Raw genomic sequence first — 17,117 nt, forward strand, 5'->3', positions numbered from 1 at the left:
TCACCCCAGCCCTCTCCCAAGGGGAGAGGGAGCTGTTGCGGTGCTCGCGATGAGCACCGTGCATGCCGGCTGACTTGGATTGCCCCCTCTCCCTCCGGGAGAGGGTTGGGGTGAGGGCGCTCCACCATTCACGCAACACTCCAAAGGGAGCCCCCATGTCCTCCTCCAACGATTCCACCTACGACTACCTCATCGTCGGCGCTGGCTCCGCCGGCTGCGTCCTGGCCAACCGCCTGAGCGCCGACCCGTCGGTGCGTGTCTGCCTGCTGGAAGCCGGCGGCAGTGATGCCAGCCCGCGCGTGCAGACGCCTGCCGGCACCATCACCCTGTACAAGAGCAAGGTGTTCAGCTGGAACTTCTACTCCGCGCCGCAGAAGCGTCTGAACAACCGCTCGCTGCATTGCCCGCGCGGCAAGGCCCTGGGCGGATCCAGCTCGATGAACAGCATGATCTACATCCGCGGCCACGCCTCCGACTACGACCGCTGGGAAGCCGAAGGCTGCGCCGGCTGGGGCTGGAAGGACGTGCTGCCGTTCTTCAGGAAATCCGAACGCAACCTGCTCGGCCAGGACCCGGCGCTGCACGGCACCCTGGGCGAATTGGTGGTGGACAAGCCGCGTGACCCCAACCCGCTGTCGCACCTGTTCATCAAGGCTGCCGAACACCTGGGCCTGCGCCGCAACGATGACTTCAACGGCCGCGAGTTCGAAGGGGTCGGCATCTACAACGTGACCCAGAAGGACGCCAAGCGCCTGAGCAGCTACCGCGCCTTCGTCGCGCCGCTGCAGCGCCCCAACCTCACCGTACTGACCGACCGCCAGGTGGGCCGCCTGCTGCTCGAAGGCGAGCGCGTCACCGGCCTCGAACTGCGCAGCGGCGAACGCCTGCTGGCGCGCCGCGAGGTGATTCTGTCGGCCGGTTCCCTTGGCTCGCCGCAGATCCTGCTGGCTTCCGGCATCGGGCCGGGTGAAGAGTTGAAAGCCGCCGGCATCGCGGTCAAACACGACCTGCCGGGCGTGGGCAAGAACCTCCAGGATCACCTCGACGGCCTGGTCACCGTGCGCTCGCCGAGCCCGTTGAGCCTGGGCTTCTCCCTCGGCTCGCTGCCGCAGATCCTGCTCTCGCCGTTCAAGTACCTGCTGGCGAAGAAGGGCTGGCTGACCACCAACTACGTCGAGGCCGGTGGCTTCGCCCGTACGCCGCTGGCCGATTCGCTGGCTGACGTGCAGTTCCACTTCGTGCCTGGCTATCGCAGCCACCGTGGCCGCCTGTTCGAGTGGGGTCATGGCTACGCCGTGCATACCTGTGTGCTGCGCCCCAAGAGCATCGGCGAGCTGCGCGTGAAGCCCGGCGGCGATATCGAGATCGACTACAACTTCCTCGCCAACGAGGAAGACGGCCGCGTGCTGGTGGAAGGTGTGAAGCTGGCGCGCAAGATCCTCGCCCAGCCGGAGTTCGACAGTATCCGTGGTGCCGAAATGCTGCCCGGCCCGCAGGTGCAGACCGACGAGCAACTGCTCGAACACCTGCGCGAATACGCCGCCACCGTGTTCCACCCGGTGGGCACCTGCAAGATGGGTGAGGACGCGATGGCCGTGGTCGACCTGCGCCTGCGTGTGCATGGCTTGAAGGGCCTGCGCGTGGTGGATGCGTCGATCATGCCGACGCTGATCAGCGGCAACACCAACGCACCCTGCATCATGCTCGGCGAGCGCGCGGCGGCGATGATCCTGGAGGACAGCCGCATCGCTTCCACTGTCCCCGCCCAGGCCGTTCCGGCCTGAGCGGCTTCATGTAGGAGCGAGCTTGCTCGCGAACAGTTTGAGCCGGCGACTCCATGAGCCCGGCTGGTTCGCGAGCAAGCTCGCTCCTACAGGGCTGGCTCTGGGATTTCCAGTCGCGCAGGAGCGGACTCCCGGCGCGGTGCGGACCTGTCGCGGACAGTCCACTCCTGCAACAGCCAATCCGATGCTGTGGATAACCCTCTACAGCCCAAGGTCACTCAGCGACGGGTGATCGTCCGGCCTGCGGCCCTGCGGCCAGTGGAACAGGCGCTCGTTCTCGCTGATCGGCAGGTCGTTGATGCTGGCGTGGCGTTCGAACATCAGGCCGTTCTCGTCGAACGCCCAGTTCTCGTTGCCGTAGGAGCGGAACCAGTTGCCCGAGTCGTCGTGCCATTCGTAGGCGAAGCGCACGGCGATGCGGTTATCGGTGAACGCCCAGAGCTCCTTGATCAGCCGGTACTGCTGTTCGCGCACCCATTTGGCGGTGAGGAACTGGACGATCTGCTCGCGGCCCTGGACAAAGGTCGCGCGGTTGCGCCAGCGGCTGTCCGGCGTATAGGCCAGCGACACGCGGTGCGGGTCGCGGCTGTTCCAGCCGTCCTCGGCGAGGCGGACTTTCTGGATGGCGGTTTCGCGGGTGAACGGTGGGAGAGGGGGACGGGCTTCGCTCATGGTGGCCTCCTGATTTTAGTGGGTGAGGAACCTGGTGCTCATCCTCCGCCTGGCCTGCGGATGGGTAAATGACGGTAATCCCACAGATATTGCCAATCGCGGCCGATGCTTTTGCTGTTTGTAGGAGCGAGCTTGCTCGCGAACCCACCTAGCTCCAACGCTGCCGGTTGATTCCGTTCGCGAGCAAGCTCGCTCCTACAGGGTGTGCTGGGTGACGGGCTTGGCCACGACTTTGCGCAACCCCACCCGATCCTGGCTCGGGCACACGCCGAACTTCGCCCGATAGCTGCGCGACAGGTACGAGGGGGTCTCGAAGCCGCAGGCCACGCCGATCTCCAGCACGCTCATGTCGGTCTGCCGTAGCAGCTGGCGGGCCCTGTCCAGGCGCAGGCCGAGGTAGAAGTTCGATGGCGTGTCGTTCAGGTGCAGGCGGAACAGGCGCTCCAGCTGGCGCCGGGTCACCTGGATGCGCTCGGCCAGCTCCAGCGTGGTCAGCGGCGGCTCGGTGTGGCGCTCCATCTCGCCGATCACCTGCACCAGCTTGCGGTTGTTCACCCCATAGCGGCTGGCGACCTGCATGCGCTGGTGATCCTGCCGGTTGCGGATACGCCCGACCACGAACTGCTCCGACACCTGCACCGCAAGCTCCGGCCCATGGGCCTGGGCGATCAGGTCGAGCATCAGGTCGATGGACGCAGTGCCGCCAGCGGAAGTGATGCGCGGCCCATCGATCTCGAACAGCTCCTGGGTCGCCTGCACCTGTGGATAAGTTTCCCGGAAGGCGTCCAGCGCCTCCCAGTGGACCGTGCAGCGTTGGCGCTGCAGCAGGCCGGCCTCGGCCAGCACGAAGCTGCCGGTGTCGATGCCGCCCAGGGTCACGCCCTCGCGGTCCTGGCGCTTGAGCCAGTGCAGCAGCGCCGGGGTGCAGGCACGCAATGGTTCGAAGCCGGCCACCACCAGCAGCGTGTCGCCCTCGCGCAGGGCCTCCAGGCCGCTGTCGGCGTTCATCGACATGCCGTTGCTGGCCAGCACCGGCCCGCCATCCAGGCTCATCAGGTGCCAGCGGTACAACTCGCCGCGAAAACGGTTGGTTACCCGCAGCGGCTCCACGGCGGAGACGAACCCCATCACGGAAAAACCGGGCAACAGCAGGAACCAGAAGTCTTGGGACATGGCGGGTACCGTGCGATCGAGGGCAGCTGGGTGGCAGCCTGCCCATGCTTATGAACCAAGGACGTCGCCCTGGCAATCGGGGAGGTCGCTGCTGTGCAAGAGCTGGTCGCCGCTGTGCGATTCACCGGCGCGTCGCCTGCGTAATTTGTTCTCCAGCCCCCGTGAGGGCCGCATGACCTACAACAACGAAAACCAACGCCGCAAAGGCCTTGAGGGAGAAGTCATGAAGCTATCGATCCGAGCGCTCGGCTGTGCCGCGCTCCTGCTCGCCGCCAGCACCAGCTGGGCCGCCGAGCCCGCCCAGTGCCAGAACGTGCGCATGGGCAGCGTGAACTGGACCGACGTAGTAGCCAGCAGCGCCGTGGCCGAGGCCGTGCTCGATGGCCTGGGCTACAAGGTCAAGCAGACCAGCGCCTCGCAGCAGATCATCCTCGCCGGCATGGCCGACAAGCAGCTCGACGTCTTCCTCGGCTACTGGCAGCCAACCATGCAACCGGTGGCCAAGCCCTACCTCGACAAGCAGCAGATCGACGTCATCACCCCGCCGACCCTGCCTGACGCGCAATCCACCTACGCTGTGCCGACCTACGTCTACGACGGCGGTCTGAAGACCTTCGCCGACATCGCCAAGTTCAAGGACAAGCTGGGCAACAAGATCTACCTGATCGAGCCCGGCAGCGGTTCCAACCGCATCACCGCGAAGATGATCGCCGACGACAAGTTCGGCCTGAAGGGCTTCCAGATCGTCGAGTCCAGCGAGGCCGGCATGCTCACCGCGGTCAAGCGCGCCATCAAGCGCAAGCAGTGGGTGGTGTTCTTCGGCTGGAAGCCGCACCCGATGAACCTGCAGATCGACATGAAGTACCTCACCGGCAGCGACGACGTGTTCGGCCCCAACGAAGGCTCCGCCACCGTTTCCATCATGACCGCCGGCGGCTACCAGGCGCAGTGCGGCAACGTCGCCAAGCTGCTGCACAACCTCAAGTTCAGCAGCGAGCAGGTCAGCCAGGTGATGGTGCCGATCCTCGACCGCAGCCAGCCGGTTGACGCCGCCAAGGCCTGGCTGAAGCAGAACCCCGAGCCGCTCAAGGCCTGGCTCGACGGCGTGACCACCTTCGATGGCAAGGATGGCCTCGCCGCCGTCCAGGCCTCGCTGAAGTAACCCACTACCAGCAACTCCCTGCGCGTCGCCTGGCGCGCGGTGGGTTCGTTCGACCCGAAGAAGGACTGCCACCGTGAATTACGAAGTCATTGTCACCTGCGCGGTGACCGGCGCCGGCGACACCGTCGGCAAGCACCCGGCGATTCCCGTCACCCCCAAGGAAATCGCCGCCGCCGCCATCGAGGCCGCCAAGGCCGGGGCTACCGTCGCCCACTGCCACGTCCGCGACCCGCAGACCGGCAAGCCCAGCCGCGATGTGAAGCTTTACCGCGAAGTGGTCGAACGCATCCGCGAGAGCGACACCGACGTCATCATCAACCTCACCGCCGGCATGGGCGGCGACCTGCAGATCGGCCAGGGCGAGCAGCCGCTGGAGTTCGGCGCCGGCACCGACCTGGTCGGTCCGCTGGAGCGTTTGAAGCACGTCGAGGAACTGCTGCCGGAAATCTGCACCCTGGACTGCGGCACCCTGAACTTCGGCGACGGCGACTTCATCTACGTCTCCACTCCGGCTCAGCTGCGTGCGGGCGCCAAGCGCATCACCGAGCTGGGTGTGAAGGCCGAGCTGGAAATCTTCGACACCGGGCACCTCTGGTTCGCCAGGCAGATGCTCAAGGAAGGTCTGCTGGAAGACCCGCTCATCCAGATCTGCCTGGGGATTCCGTGGGGCGCCCCGGCCGACACCACCACCATGAAGGCCATGGCCGACAACATCCCCGACGGCCTGACCTGGGCCGGCTTCGGCATCGGCCGCGCGCAGATGCCCATGGTCGCCCAGGCCATGCTGCTGGGCGGCAACGTGCGGGTCGGCCTGGAAGACAACATCTGGCTCGACCGTGGCGTGCATGCCACGAACGGCCAACTGGTCGAACGCGCTATCGAGATCATCGAGCGCCTGGGCGGCCGCGCCCTGACCCCGGCTGAGGGGCGCAGGAAGATGAACCTCAAACCCCGCTGATTCCGAAACCTGGGGCGAATAACCCGGATCGGGTTATTCGCCGCCGTACCGCAATGGCGGATAACGCTTTGCGTTATGCGCCCTACACAACTGATCGCCTGACTCTGTAGGAGCGAGCTTGCTCGCGAACCCGCCCGGCTCCGTTGCCGCTGGCTGACTTTGTTCGCGAGCAAGCTCGCTCCTACAGGTAATCCCCATTCCTGCTGGAGCTACCATGCCCTTCATCACCGACATCAAAACCTTCGCCGCCCTTGGCAGCGGCGTCATCGGCAGTGGCTGGGTCGCCCGTGCCCTGGCCCACGGCCTCGACGTCATCGCCTGGGACCCAGCCCCCGGTGCGGAAGCCGCGCTGCGCGCGCGCATCGCCAATGCCTGGCCGGCGTTGGAAAAAGCCGGCCTCGCCCCTGGCGCCTCGCAGGGACGCTTGCGCTTCGTCGCCACCATCGAAGAGTGCGTGCGCGACGCCGACTTCATCCAGGAAAGCGCCCCCGAGCGCCTCGACCTGAAGTGCGAACTGCACGCCAAGATCAGCGCCGCCGCCAAGCCCAACGCCTTGATCGGCTCCAGCACTTCGGGCCTGCTGCCCAGCGAGTTCTACGCCGACGCCACGCACCCCGAGCGCTGCGTGGTTGGCCACCCGTTCAACCCGGTGTACCTGCTGCCGCTGGTGGAAGTAGTGGGCGGTGCGAAGACCGCGCCGGAAGCCGTGCAGGCCGCGATCAAGGTCTACCAATCCCTCGGCATGCGGCCGCTGCATGTGCGCAAGGAAGTCCCCGGCTTCATCGCCGACCGCCTGCTCGAAGCCCTCTGGCGCGAGGCCCTGCACCTGGTCAACGACGGCGTCGCCAGCACCGGCGAGATCGACGACGCCATCCGCTTCGGCGCCGGCCTGCGCTGGTCGTTCATGGGCACCTTCCTCACCTACACCCTGGCCGGCGGCAACGCCGGGATGCGCCACTTCATGGCCCAGTTCGGCCCCGCGCTGCAATTGCCCTGGACCTACCTGCCGGCCCCGGAGCTGACCGACACCCTGATCGACCGCGTGGTGGAAGGCACCAGCGAGCAGCAAGGCTCGCGCAGCATCGCCGAGCTGGAACGCTACCGCGACGACTGCCTGCTGGCGGTGCTCGGCGCCATCAAGGACACCAAGTCCAAGCACGGCTTCGCCTTCGCCGACTAACCTCACGGTTCACCACCTGCTCCGAACCGCCCCCTCTCCCCCTGGGAGAGGGTTGGGGTGAGGGCATCACGGACGCGAAACCATGCACGCCCTGAAAACCTACGAAACCCCCATCCTCGCCGAGTGGACCGACTACAACGGCCACCTGCGCGATGCCTTCTACCTGCTGCTGTTCAGCTACGCCACCGACGCCCTGATGGACCACCTGGGCCTCGACGCGGAGCATCGCGCCGCGACCCACGATTCCCTGTTCACCCTCGAAGTGCATCTCAACTACCTGCACGAGGTGAAGGAGGGCGAGAAGGTCGAAGTGCGTACCCAGCTGATCGCTCACGACCGCAAGCGCCTGCACGTTTTCCACAGCCTGCACCGCGCCAGCGAAGACCTTGCCCTGGCCGCCAGCGAGCAGATGCTGCTGCACGTGAACCTCGAAGGTGGCGCGCGCTCGGCGCCCTTCGAAGGTGTGGTGCTCGAGCGCGTGCTGGCGCTGGCCGAGGCCCATCGCCCATTGCCGCGTCCGGACTACGTCGGCCGCGTCATCGGCCTGCCGGGCTGAGCGCGCATGAGCCGGCGCTACCCGCTGTCGGATGCCATGCAGGCCTTTGTCGCCGAGACCGAGAGCCATGCCGTGGCCGATCCGTCCCTCGCCGCCCAGCGCGAAGGCTACGAGCGAATGGCCGCCGCCTTTGCTCCGCCAGTGCCGCCCGGCCTGTTGGTGCGGGACGTTCAGCCGGACGGCCTGGTCGAGCTGCGTCTTTATCGGCCTGACGGAGCGCCTCCGGCGAATGGCTGGCCCACCGTGTTCTACATCCATGGCGGCGGTTGGGTACTGGGCAACGCCCACACCCACGACATGATCTGCATTCCCCTGGCCGTGGAGCTGGGCGCGCTGGTGGTCGCCCTCAGCTACCGGCTGGCGCCGGAGCACCCTTATCCCGCCGCCCTCGACGATTGCCTCGATACCTGGCGGCGCATCCAGCAGGACGGCCTCGGCGAGGCTGTGGATAAACGCCGCATCGCCGTGGCCGGTGACAGTGGCGGCGCCAACCTCGCCGCTGCGCTTTGCCAGGCGCTGCGTGGCAGCGGTGAGCCACTGCCCGTTGCCCAGACGCTGATCTACCCCGCCCTGGGCAACCTCGATACGCCCTCGCGCACCACCTGCTCCGACGCCCCGCTGATGACCAGCGCTGCGGTGGACGAATACCTCGCCGCCTACCTCTCGCGTCCCGCCGACTGGCGCGACCCGCTGGCGCTACCGCTGCTGGCCGAAGACTTCTCCGGGCTGCCGCCGGCCTTCATCGCGGTCGCCCAGTTCGACCCGTTGCGTGATGACGGCGCGCTGTACCGTGACCGCCTGCGAGAAGCGGGCGTGGTCGTGGATTACTTCCCCGGAGCCGGCCTCGTCCATGGCTGCCTGCGCGCCCGTCGCGTGGCGGAAGTGGATGCCCTGCGCGGCGCCCTGATCGCAGCCCTGCGCCGCAGCCTGAGCTGACACGGAGAAGTGCATGGAAATGACGCGGGAAGGTCCCACCATTGCCGACTGGCGCACTTATCCACAGACCGCTGCGCTGACCTCGCTGCGCCCGCAGGCCAACCGTCTCGACCCGGCCGGCACCTGCAGGGCTGCTACATCGACCGCGACGAGCTGCTCTCGCGCATCCTGGTGTTGCAGCGCGAGGGCTGAGTGCGCAGAACCTCCCGCGTAGGAGCGAGCTTGCTCGCGAACCTCCCAGCTCGAAAATCACCGGATATCCTGTTCGCGAGCAGGCTCGCTCCTACAAAAAGCCGGACAAAAAAATCCCCTGCGGCGCCCGACGCGCGGCAGGGGACAAATCGAGCCGATGCGGGCTCTTTCGTGTGCGAGGCCCCGCAGCTGGCGTCGGTGCCGGCTGCGGGGTATGTAAGCCAGTCTGCGCGTCGCGCCGCCGCCTCGGTTAGCCGAAAACGACCTGCGCGTGCCCGCCGCGGACATTCCGTCGGACAGGTGCTTGCCGCGCTTCGCCGGGCTTACCAGAATCGATGCAGACCCCTGCCGCTCCCAAGGAGACCCGCGATGATGCACGCCGACCTGATCGACCAGGACGATTTCCGCGAACGCCTGCAAGCGCTGGGTTTCGCCGTGCCGCCGGATGTCACCGCCGAACAGGCCTGCGAATACGCCGTGCGTGGCCTGACGCCCGAGCGCTCGCTGGCGCTGCGCCGCCTTGTGGAAGAAATGCTCGCCGGCAATGCCACCCTGCTGCCGGCGGTACGCGAAGCGATCTCGCGGCAGTTGCTGCCGGCGCTGGTACCCAAGGCCTTGTGAGTGCTGCTGGCGCACCACGACCGGAGCTGCCGTCATCGCAGGTCGACGGCTACCTCCAGTGGTAGCAGCGGGAAGCTGTCGCCTTTGGGATCGCCCAGCAGGGCCAGGTAGCGTCGGCCCTGCTCTTCCACCGTGACCTTTCGCCCCGCCTCCTGCGGTAGTGTCGGGCAAAGCACGCGCAACTCGTTCGTTTCGGGCAACAGCAGGGCAGGGCGCGGCGCACTTTCCTGCAGCTTGCTGCGCAGGCTGAGGCGGCAGGGGCGCGGCTGCAAGGATAGCCAGGCACCGCGCACTTCGTAGCGGTCGCCACCGAGCAAGCGGAGGCTTTCCACCTGCGCCAGTTGCCAGGAGCCCGCGGGGGACAAGCGGATGCCGAGCAGTTCGCCGACAGCGGGTGGTGGTGAGTCTTCCCAGTACCCGCTGATATGGCGTTCGTTGGAGCGAGGCTGTGATAGCGGAAGAGTGGGTGGAAGACTGGGCTTCATTGTGGAACGGCTGAATTCGATGGCGGGCGAGTGCGCGACCATTTCGTCCAGCCCGCCACGGCTGCCGGAATGCTGGGCCCAGACGTCGTTTACCTGTTGCTGGCGCTCGAAGTGGCGGGCGTCGAGACGCGTGTCGTCGGCGGCGCCCAGGTGCGCGAGCAGCGCAGGGAGTCCTCGGCAGACCTGCCAGGGCTCGGCGTGTGTCTCCGTTACGCTCCAGCAGGCGAGCAGGTGGGCATTCAGGTCGAAGGCGGCGTCGCCTGTACTGGCGGCGGTGAAGCGCTTGAGCATGTCCAGCAGTTCATCGAGCACCAGGGCGAGCCCGTGCTCGCGGCTGACAGCGCCGGGATCAAGGAAGGGGCAGTCGTTCTTTTGTTCGAGTCGCCAGTGGCTGCCAGGCCGTTCCGGTTGGATGTGTACGATGGCGGCAAATACCTGGGCGGATTCGATCAGCGCAGGCAGGCATTGCTCGGGAACCTCCAGCGGCCGGGAGCCGGCGACGATCAGGCAGTGCAGGTAGCCACCGGCGATGGTCTGGCTCTGTGGTTCGAAGGCTTCGCCGTCGTCAATGGGCAAGTGCTGGACTTCGAGCTTCAGGGCGCGTCCGTAGACTTGGTGCAGCAGGCTCCATAGTCCTGGCGGCTCGGGGTGGTGGTTCTGCAGGTAGTTGCAGTGGATTTCCTGCAGGCTGCGCACCATGCGCTGCATCAGCAGGGCGGCGGTCTTGCGCTCCGCTCGGCGGGTGCGCAGCAGGTGCCAGTAGCCGCTGAGCAGTCGTCGGTGCAGCGCGAGGATGAGCTTTCCCGCCTTGTCCGCCCGAGCCTGTTCGAGGGCGCCTGCATGCTCGCCGAAAAGCTCGGAAAGATGACGGCTGACGTCGAAGATCTGTGGGCGCAGGCGTTCGAGCTCGCGCAACAACTGGATGCCGGTCAGCGTCGAGTGGTCCAGTTCGATGGCTGTGCGGTACAGCTCCCGCGTTCGCTGCGCCAGGTAGTCGAGGGCGTTGTCCATATGTCCCATGGCTCCGAAGCTCGTCGGATTTGGCCGACGCTTCGGAGACTGCGGGATTCAGGGCGATTTGCGATTCAGACGATTCTGAATGATGGGGTGCCATGCGTCACAGGCATGAAAAAGGGAGGCTATGTGCCTCCCTCTTTCGTGTCGCGGCATGCCGGACTCAGAGCACCCGCACGCTGGCGAAGGTGGATTCGCCCTGGGCCTGGCTGAGCGCGGAGATGGCCGAGGAGTTGGGCATGAGGGCGAGGTCCTGCGGGATGGGCATGACCATGACCGGCTGGCCGATGGGCTGGCCCTGGCGCTCGTCGCGCGGCGGGATGCCGAAGTATTCGCGGTAGCACTTGGAGAAGTGCGGGGTGGAGACGAAACCGCAGACCGAGGCGACTTCGATGATCGACATGGAGGTCTGCTTGAGCAACTGGCGCGCGCGGATCAGGCGCAGCTTCAGGTAGTAGCGCGACGGCGAGCAGTGCAGGTACTTCTGGAACAGGCGCTCGAGCTGGCGGCGCGAGACGTTGACGTAGACCGCCAGTTCGTCGAGGTCGATGGGCTCCTCGAGGTTGGCTTCCATCAGCGCGACGATTTCCTGCAGCTTGGGCTGGTTGGTGCCGAGCATGTGCTTGAGCGGTACGCGCTGGTGGTCCTGCTCGTTGCGGATGCGCTCGTAGATGAACATCTCGGAGATCGCCGCCGACAGCTCGCGGCCGTGCTCGCGGCCGATCAGGTGCAGCATCATGTCCATCGGCGCGGTGCCGCCGGAGGAGGTGAAGCGGTTGCGGTCGATGGAGAACAGGCGAGTGCTCATGGCCACGCGGGGGAAGGCTTCCTGCATGGCCGCCAGGCATTCCCAGTGCACCGAGCAGTCGTAGCCGTCGAGCAGGCCGGCGCGGGCCAGGGCCCAGCTGCCGGTGCACACGGCGCCGAGCTTGCGACCCAGGCGCGCCTGGGCCTGGAGGAAGGTGGTGTGCTCGCGGGTGACGCTACGCTGGATGCCGACGCCACCGACCACGATCAGCGTGTCCATCTGCGGAGCGCTGTCGCAGGCCGCGTCAGGGGTGATCTGCAGGCCGTCGCTGGCCCAGACCTGGCGGCCGTCGAGGCTCAGGGTGTGCCAGCGGTAGAGTTCGCGTCCGGATAGCTGGTTGGCCATGCGCAGCGGTTCCACCGCGGAGGCCAGGGAGATCAGGGTGAAGTTGTCCAGCAGCAGGAAGCCGATGGACTGCGGAGCTCGGTTTTGCGGGGGAACTCCGGGGTTGAACGCGTTCATTCAGTCACCTCACGCTAGTCACAGTCGCCTCGCTGGAGGCGTTTCTTATGCTTGTTCTTCTGTTGGGAAATTCGCCCCAGGCTCGCCCGGGACTATTCCTCTGATTGCTCTCTTCCTAATAGCAAGGCAAATGCCGTGCCTAGGTTGAATGGGCGTTCAATTAAAAAAGAAAACGGCATGGGAATGCCGTTTTTGCAGGCCCGGAATGCGACCCCTCGAAGGTCGCAAATACGCATGGATCGTGGGCTGGGGTTTTTGGTAGCACTCACCGGTCACGCGACCGGCGGTGCTGTGCCCGGAACGGTAACGCCCACTGCAATGTCGGGACGGGCGTACTGCTTGCGCCATCCGAGGGCGCGCTGGCTCTGGCGTGGTCGATTGAGGGTCAGCACTCGATGATGCTGACGGCCAATCCGCCGCGCGAGGTTTCCTTGTACTTGTCGTGCATGTCCGCGCCGGTGTTGCGCATGGTGCGGATTACCTGATCGAGACTGATGAAGTGCTGGCCGTCGCCACGCAGGGCCATCTGCGCGGCGTTGATGGCCTTCACTGCGGCGATGGCGTTGCGCTCGATGCAGGGCACCTGGACGAGGCCGCCGACCGGGTCGCAGGTCAGCCCAAGGTTGTGCTCCAGGCCGATCTCGGCGGCGTTCTCCACTTGTTCGGGGGAGGCGCCGAGCACTTCGGCGAGGCCCGCCGCGGCCATGGCGCAGGCGGAACCGACTTCACCCTGGCAGCCGACTTCGGCGCCGGAGATGGACGCGTTCTTCTTGCACAGGATGCCGACGGCGGCGGCGGCCAGGAGGTAGTTGGTGACGTCGTCGTCGCTGGCGTCGGGGTTGAAGCGCATGTAGTAGTGCAGCACCGCCGGGATGATGCCGGCCGCGCCGTTGGTGGGCGCGGTGACCATGCGGCCGCCGGCGGCGTTTTCCTCGTTCACGGCCAGTGCGAAGAGGTTGACCCATTCCATCGCCGAGAGGGTCGAGCCGATGACGTTGGGCTTGCCGATTTCCTGCAGGTTGCGGTGCAGGCGCGCGGCGCGGCGCTGCACGTTGAGGCCGCCGGGGAGGATGCCTTCGTGGCGCAGGCCGTTGTCGACGCAGTCGCGCATGGCCTGCCAGATGACTTTCAGACCTTCGCGGATGTCGGTTTCGCTGCGCCACATGCGCTCGTTGGCCATCATCAGCTCGGACACGCGCAGGTTGTGGCGGCGGCAGAGCATGAGCAGTTCGGCGGCGCTTGCGAAGTCGTAGGGCAGCACGGTGTTGTCGGTGTCGAGGCTGCCGGAGGCGGCCTGTTCCTCGTCGACCACGAAGCCGCCGCCGATGGAGTAGTAGGTATCGCTGTGCAGCACGTGGTCGCCTTCGATGGCGGTCAGGCGCATGGCGTTGGGATGGTAGGGCAGGTTCTCTTCGAGCAGGCGCATGTCGCGGACCCAGTCGAAAGGGATCGCCCGGCTGCCGGCCAGCAGCAGTTCGCCGCTGCTGCGCAGCTGCGCCATGCGCGGTTCGATCTGGCTCGGGTCGATGCGGTCCGGCCATTCGCCCATCAGGCCCATGATCACGGCGCGGTCGGTGCCGTGGCCGACGCCAGTAGCGGACAGCGAGCCGTACAGGCGCACTTCCACGCGGCTGGTGCGTTCGAGCATCTGCCGCTCGCGCAGGGCGCCAACGAATAGCGCGGCGGCGCGCATGGGGCCGACCGTGTGCGAACTGGAAGGGCCGATACCGATCTTGAACAGGTCGAACACACTGATTGCCATGCCGGACTCCGGGCGAGCTGCACGTCCATGGGGAGGGGGATAGGCACGTCCCTGTGCCCGCGATGCCCGGCCATCATCGACCCAAGTCCGGCACTGGCTGCGTCCATCGGCGACGCGGCCGTATCCAATAACGCCGCTCGCGACTCCCGTTGGGGCAGGGCGCGGGAGCGCCTGTTCCGGGGCCGACGAAAGCTTGCCTCTTTACGACGCGAGCGCCGCGAACCACGACCGGTCGATAGGCGCGCACCACTGCGCTGTTCCATGATCCGCCACCGACGAACGGCAGCGTTCGCCCGTATCCACCCCCATTCTCCGCAGTCAGAGGCTGGTCTCATGAAGAGTCTTGTGTCGTCGCTGTTGGCGTTATCCGTGGTACTACCGGGCGCTGCGCGCGCCGCCGAACCCGAATCCTGCGCCGTGGTGCGCTTTGCCGATGTCGGCTGGACCGACATCACCGTGACCACCGCGGTCACCCGCCTGGTGCTCAGCCACCAGGGCTATCGCACGCAGGTAGTGCGGCTGTCCGTGCCGGACACCTACAAGGCGATGGCGGAGAAGAAGATCGACGTGTTCCTCGGCAACTGGATGCCGAGCATGGCGGGCGACATCAAGCCTTTCGCCGACAAGGGCCAGGTGGAAACCGTCGGCGCCAACCTCGAAGGCGCCAAGTACACCCTGGCGGTGCCGCGCTACGCCTATGAGGCTGGCCTGAAGACTTTTGCCGATATCGCAAAATTCAAGGAACAGCTGGGCGGGCGCCTCTACGGCATCGAGCCGGGCAACGACGGCAACCAACTGATCCAGAAGATGATCAAGGAGAAGGCTTTCGGTCTGGGCGACTTCAAACTGGTCGAGTCCAGCGAGGCGGACATGCTGGCCTACGTCAAGCGAGCCGGGGCCTTGAAGCAACCCATCGTGTTCCTGGGCTGGGAACCGCACCCGATGAATACCCGAATCCAAATGAACTATCTGGAGGGAGGGGATTCCTACTTCGGTCCCAACTATGGCGGTGCTACGGTCTTCACCAACGTCAGAGCAGGCTATCTTCAGGAATGCCCCAATGTCGCGCGGCTGCTGAAGAACCTGAAATTCGACCTGGCGATGGAGAACCAGTTGATGGATGCGGTGCTCAACGAGCGACGCAATCCCCGCCAGGCCGCGAAGAGTTGGCTGAAGGCCAACCCGCAGGTGCTCGATGGCTGGCTGCAGGGTGTCGCTCCGAGTACAGCGGGCGCGGCGCCAGGGGGCCAGAAAACCGCCGCCATGGAATGATCCGGGCCTCTGGAAGTCGCTGGAACCGGGCCTTTCCACTGGATGCGACATGGCTGGTGCTGAATACGACTTCGCCTGCACTGGATGCGACCCACCCGGTAGGCGACGAAATTTTCCTGTTCCATGATCGTTTACGAAATGACAACAAAAGGACCTGCGCCCCGAGGTCCCACTCATAATTCAGACCGCCGCGCCCCACTGTGGGCAGCGCCGGCGCCCCACCCCGCAGAGGAGTACGCTCATGAAAGGTTGCAAGTCTTTGCTGCTGGCTGCTGTGTCCGTTTGCGCACCGCTGGCGGTTCAGGCCGCTGAACCTGAGTCGTGCGGCACGGTTCGCTTCTCCGACGTCGGCTGGACCGACATCACCGTGACCACCGCTACTACCCGTCAGGTGCTCGAGTCGCTTGGCTACACCACCAAGGTGACCATGTTGTCCGTGCCGGTGACCTACAAGTCGCTGGCGAACAAGGATCTCGACGTCTTCCTCGGCAACTGGATGCCGAGCATGGCCAACGACATCAAGCCCTACGCCGACAACGGTTCGGTGGAAACGGTGAAAGCCAACCTCGAGGGCGCCAAGTACACCCTGGCTGTCACCCAGGCCGCATACGACGGCGGGCTGAAGTCCTTCGCGGACATCAGCAAGTTCGCCGACAAGCTGGGCAACAAGATCTACGGCATCGAGCCGGGCAACGATGGCAACCGCCTGGTCCAGGGCATGCTCGACAAGAACCAGTTCGACCTGGGCAAGTTCAAGCTGGTGGAGTCCAGCGAAGCCGGCATGCTCTCGCAGGTTGGCCGCGCCGACCGCCGCAACCAGTGGATCGTGTTCCTGGGCTGGGAACCGCATCCGATGAACACCCGCTTCAAGATGAAGTACCTCGAAGGCGGCGATGACGTGTTCGGCCCCAACTACGGCGGCGCGACCATCTACACCAACGTGCGCAAGGGTTACACCCAGGAGTGTCCGAACGTCGGCAAGTTGCTGAGCAACCAGACCTTCACCCTGGACATGGAAAACAAACTCATGGACGCCGTGCTCAACGGGGGCAAGAAGCCCGAAGAGGCGGCCAAAGCCTGGTTGAAGGACCATCCGGAACTGCTCGACGCCTGGCTCGCCGGCGTGACCACCCGTGACGGCAAACCGGCCTTGGCGGCAGCCAAGGTGGCATTCGCGAAGTAATTGCCGAAGTAATTGCCGTTGGCCGATTCCTCAAGCTTCTGATGGGCCCGCATTATGTTTCTGACTGACCACAAGCTACCGCTGGGCGAGCATATCGCCGCCTTCGTCGACTGGCTCACGCAACATGGCGCGTCGGTGTTCGACAAGATTTCCGACACCCTCGAGTTCCTCATCCACGGCGTCACCAACAGCCTGCTCTGGTTCAACCCGCTGGCACTGATCGCGCTGATGGTCTTCCTGGTGTTCTACATCCAGCGCAGCTGGGGCCTTGCGGCATTCGCCCTGGCCTCGCTGCTGCTGATCCTCAACCTGGGATACTGGCAGGAAACCATGGAGACCCTGGCGCAGGTGATCTTCGCCACCGTGGTGTGTATCGCCATCGGGGTGCCGCTGGGCATCCTGGCGGCGCACAAGCCCTGGTTCTACACCGCGCTCAGGCCGCTATTGGACCTGATGCAGACGGTACCCACGTTCGTCTACCTGATCCCCACCCTGACCCTGTTCGGCCTGGGCGTGGTTCCGGGTCTGATCTCCACGGTGATCTTCGCCATCGCCGCGCCCATCCGCCTCACCTGCCTGGGCATCCAGGACGTGCCGGCGGAGCTGATGGACGCCGGCAAGGCCTTCGGCTGCTCGCGCTGGCAACTGCTGACGCGCATCGAGCTGCCGCACGCCATGCCGAGCATCGCCGCGGGGGTCACCCAATGCATCATGTTGTCGCTGTCGATGGTGGTTATCGCCGCGCTGGTGGGTGCTGATGGCCTCGGCAAGCCGGTGGTCAACGCACTCAACACCGCGGACATTTCCCTCGGCTTCGAGGCCGGTCTGGCCATCGTCCTGCTCGCCATCCTGCTCGACCGGGTGTGCAAGCAACGTTCGCTGCGGGGGAGGTAAGTA

General features: G+C 65.7%; 15 protein-coding genes. 10 read left to right on the top strand and 5 right to left on the bottom strand.

Going from position 1 to position 17,117, the window contains the following annotated elements; all coding sequences use genetic code 11:
* The first annotated feature begins 155 nt into the window (after positions 1-155).
* Positions 156-1,784 (top strand): GMC family oxidoreductase, encoded by a 1,629-nt coding sequence (locus ACNFH5_RS03360; RefSeq protein ID WP_416744180.1) that lies wholly within the window; start codon positions 156-158, stop codon positions 1,782-1,784.
* Between the two features lie 201 nt (positions 1,785-1,985).
* On the opposite strand, the gene ACNFH5_RS03365 is transcribed toward ACNFH5_RS03360, so the two are convergent.
* The gene (locus tag ACNFH5_RS03365) at positions 1,986-2,456 is read right to left on the bottom strand and encodes a DUF1348 family protein (RefSeq protein WP_416744181.1); all 471 of its coding nucleotides are present in this window, start codon (positions 2,454-2,456) and stop codon (positions 1,986-1,988) included.
* Between the two features lie 195 nt (positions 2,457-2,651).
* Entirely contained in the window at positions 2,652-3,629 is a 978-nt protein-coding gene (locus tag ACNFH5_RS03370) for a GlxA family transcriptional regulator (RefSeq protein WP_416744182.1), read from the bottom strand.
* A 223-nt stretch (positions 3,630-3,852) separates the two neighbouring features.
* Between ACNFH5_RS03370 and ACNFH5_RS03375 the strand changes: the two genes are divergently transcribed.
* From ACNFH5_RS03375 to ACNFH5_RS03400, 6 genes are all read left to right on the top strand, one after another.
* Positions 3,853-4,791 (top strand): choline ABC transporter substrate-binding protein, encoded by a 939-nt coding sequence (locus ACNFH5_RS03375; protein ID WP_416744184.1) that lies wholly within the window; start codon positions 3,853-3,855, stop codon positions 4,789-4,791.
* A 73-nt stretch (positions 4,792-4,864) separates the two neighbouring features.
* Complete coding sequence (locus ACNFH5_RS03380; protein ID WP_416744186.1) at positions 4,865-5,749, top strand: 3-keto-5-aminohexanoate cleavage protein; 885 nt, start codon at positions 4,865-4,867, stop codon at positions 5,747-5,749.
* A 214-nt stretch (positions 5,750-5,963) separates the two neighbouring features.
* On the top strand, positions 5,964-6,929 hold the full coding sequence (locus ACNFH5_RS03385) for an L-carnitine dehydrogenase (protein ID WP_416744188.1): 966 nt from the start codon (positions 5,964-5,966) through the stop codon (positions 6,927-6,929).
* A gap of 82 nt (positions 6,930-7,011) precedes the next feature.
* Complete coding sequence (locus ACNFH5_RS03390) at positions 7,012-7,485, top strand: thioesterase family protein (protein ID WP_416744189.1); 474 nt, start codon at positions 7,012-7,014, stop codon at positions 7,483-7,485.
* Positions 7,486-7,491: 6 nt separating this feature from the next.
* Positions 7,492-8,421, top strand: coding sequence for an alpha/beta hydrolase (locus tag ACNFH5_RS03395; protein ID WP_416744190.1), 930 nt, complete (start codon positions 7,492-7,494; stop codon positions 8,419-8,421).
* Between the two features lie 561 nt (positions 8,422-8,982).
* A complete protein-coding gene (locus ACNFH5_RS03400) occupies positions 8,983-9,234 on the top strand; it encodes a hypothetical protein (RefSeq protein WP_024766693.1) in 252 nt (83 codons plus the stop codon).
* 32 nt (positions 9,235-9,266) lie between these two features.
* On the opposite strand, the gene ACNFH5_RS03405 is transcribed toward ACNFH5_RS03400, so the two are convergent.
* From ACNFH5_RS03405 to ACNFH5_RS03415, 3 genes are all read right to left on the bottom strand, one after another.
* Complete coding sequence (locus ACNFH5_RS03405; protein ID WP_416744196.1) at positions 9,267-10,739, bottom strand: hypothetical protein; 1,473 nt, start codon at positions 10,737-10,739, stop codon at positions 9,267-9,269.
* Between the two features lie 157 nt (positions 10,740-10,896).
* Entirely contained in the window at positions 10,897-12,003 is a 1,107-nt protein-coding gene (locus ACNFH5_RS03410) for a GlxA family transcriptional regulator (protein WP_024766695.1), read from the bottom strand.
* Positions 12,004-12,388: 385 nt separating this feature from the next.
* Positions 12,389-13,765, bottom strand: a complete 1,377-nt coding sequence (locus tag ACNFH5_RS03415) for an L-serine ammonia-lyase (RefSeq protein ID WP_416744198.1) — start codon at positions 13,763-13,765, stop codon at positions 12,389-12,391.
* A 333-nt stretch (positions 13,766-14,098) separates the two neighbouring features.
* Here ACNFH5_RS03415 and ACNFH5_RS03420 point away from each other — a divergent pair, with 333 nt between their 5' ends.
* The 3 genes from ACNFH5_RS03420 to choW all read left to right on the top strand — a co-directional run bounded on the left by ACNFH5_RS03420 (position 14,099) and on the right by choW (position 17,114).
* On the top strand, positions 14,099-15,037 hold the full coding sequence (locus ACNFH5_RS03420) for a choline ABC transporter substrate-binding protein (RefSeq protein ID WP_416744199.1): 939 nt from the start codon (positions 14,099-14,101) through the stop codon (positions 15,035-15,037).
* A 241-nt stretch (positions 15,038-15,278) separates the two neighbouring features.
* On the top strand, positions 15,279-16,220 hold the full coding sequence (locus tag ACNFH5_RS03425; RefSeq protein ID WP_416744201.1) for a choline ABC transporter substrate-binding protein: 942 nt from the start codon (positions 15,279-15,281) through the stop codon (positions 16,218-16,220).
* Between the two features lie 54 nt (positions 16,221-16,274).
* The gene (gene choW, locus ACNFH5_RS03430) at positions 16,275-17,114 is read left to right on the top strand and encodes a choline ABC transporter permease subunit (protein ID WP_416744203.1); all 840 of its coding nucleotides are present in this window, start codon (positions 16,275-16,277) and stop codon (positions 17,112-17,114) included.
* Positions 17,115-17,117 lie beyond the last annotated feature (3 nt).

Origin of the sequence: Pseudomonas sp. NY15435 (genome assembly GCF_048068295.1) — a bacterium.
Classification (GTDB): domain Bacteria; phylum Pseudomonadota; class Gammaproteobacteria; order Pseudomonadales; family Pseudomonadaceae; genus Pseudomonas.

Bases quoted from the DNA above. Each gene is read 5' to 3' on its own strand.
- ACNFH5_RS03360 (WP_416744180.1), top strand. From the start codon at position 156: ATGTCCTCCTCCAACGATTCCACCTACGACTACCTCATCGTCGGCGCT.
- ACNFH5_RS03365 (WP_416744181.1), bottom strand. From the start codon at position 2,456: ATGAGCGAAGCCCGTCCCCCTCTCCCACCGTTCACCCGCGAAACCGCC.
- ACNFH5_RS03370 (WP_416744182.1), bottom strand. From the start codon at position 3,629: ATGTCCCAAGACTTCTGGTTCCTGCTGTTGCCCGGTTTTTCCGTGATG.
- ACNFH5_RS03375 (WP_416744184.1), top strand. From the start codon at position 3,853: ATGAAGCTATCGATCCGAGCGCTCGGCTGTGCCGCGCTCCTGCTCGCC.
- ACNFH5_RS03385 (WP_416744188.1), top strand. From the start codon at position 5,964: ATGCCCTTCATCACCGACATCAAAACCTTCGCCGCCCTTGGCAGCGGC.
- ACNFH5_RS03390 (WP_416744189.1), top strand. From the start codon at position 7,012: ATGCACGCCCTGAAAACCTACGAAACCCCCATCCTCGCCGAGTGGACC.
- ACNFH5_RS03395 (WP_416744190.1), top strand. From the start codon at position 7,492: ATGAGCCGGCGCTACCCGCTGTCGGATGCCATGCAGGCCTTTGTCGCC.
- ACNFH5_RS03400 (WP_024766693.1), top strand. From the start codon at position 8,983: ATGATGCACGCCGACCTGATCGACCAGGACGATTTCCGCGAACGCCTG.
- ACNFH5_RS03405 (WP_416744196.1), bottom strand. From the start codon at position 10,739: ATGGGACATATGGACAACGCCCTCGACTACCTGGCGCAGCGAACGCGG.
- ACNFH5_RS03410 (WP_024766695.1), bottom strand. From the start codon at position 12,003: ATGAACGCGTTCAACCCCGGAGTTCCCCCGCAAAACCGAGCTCCGCAG.
- ACNFH5_RS03415 (WP_416744198.1), bottom strand. From the start codon at position 13,765: ATGGCAATCAGTGTGTTCGACCTGTTCAAGATCGGTATCGGCCCTTCC.
- ACNFH5_RS03420 (WP_416744199.1), top strand. From the start codon at position 14,099: ATGAAGAGTCTTGTGTCGTCGCTGTTGGCGTTATCCGTGGTACTACCG.
- ACNFH5_RS03425 (WP_416744201.1), top strand. From the start codon at position 15,279: ATGAAAGGTTGCAAGTCTTTGCTGCTGGCTGCTGTGTCCGTTTGCGCA.
- choW (WP_416744203.1), top strand. From the start codon at position 16,275: ATGTTTCTGACTGACCACAAGCTACCGCTGGGCGAGCATATCGCCGCC.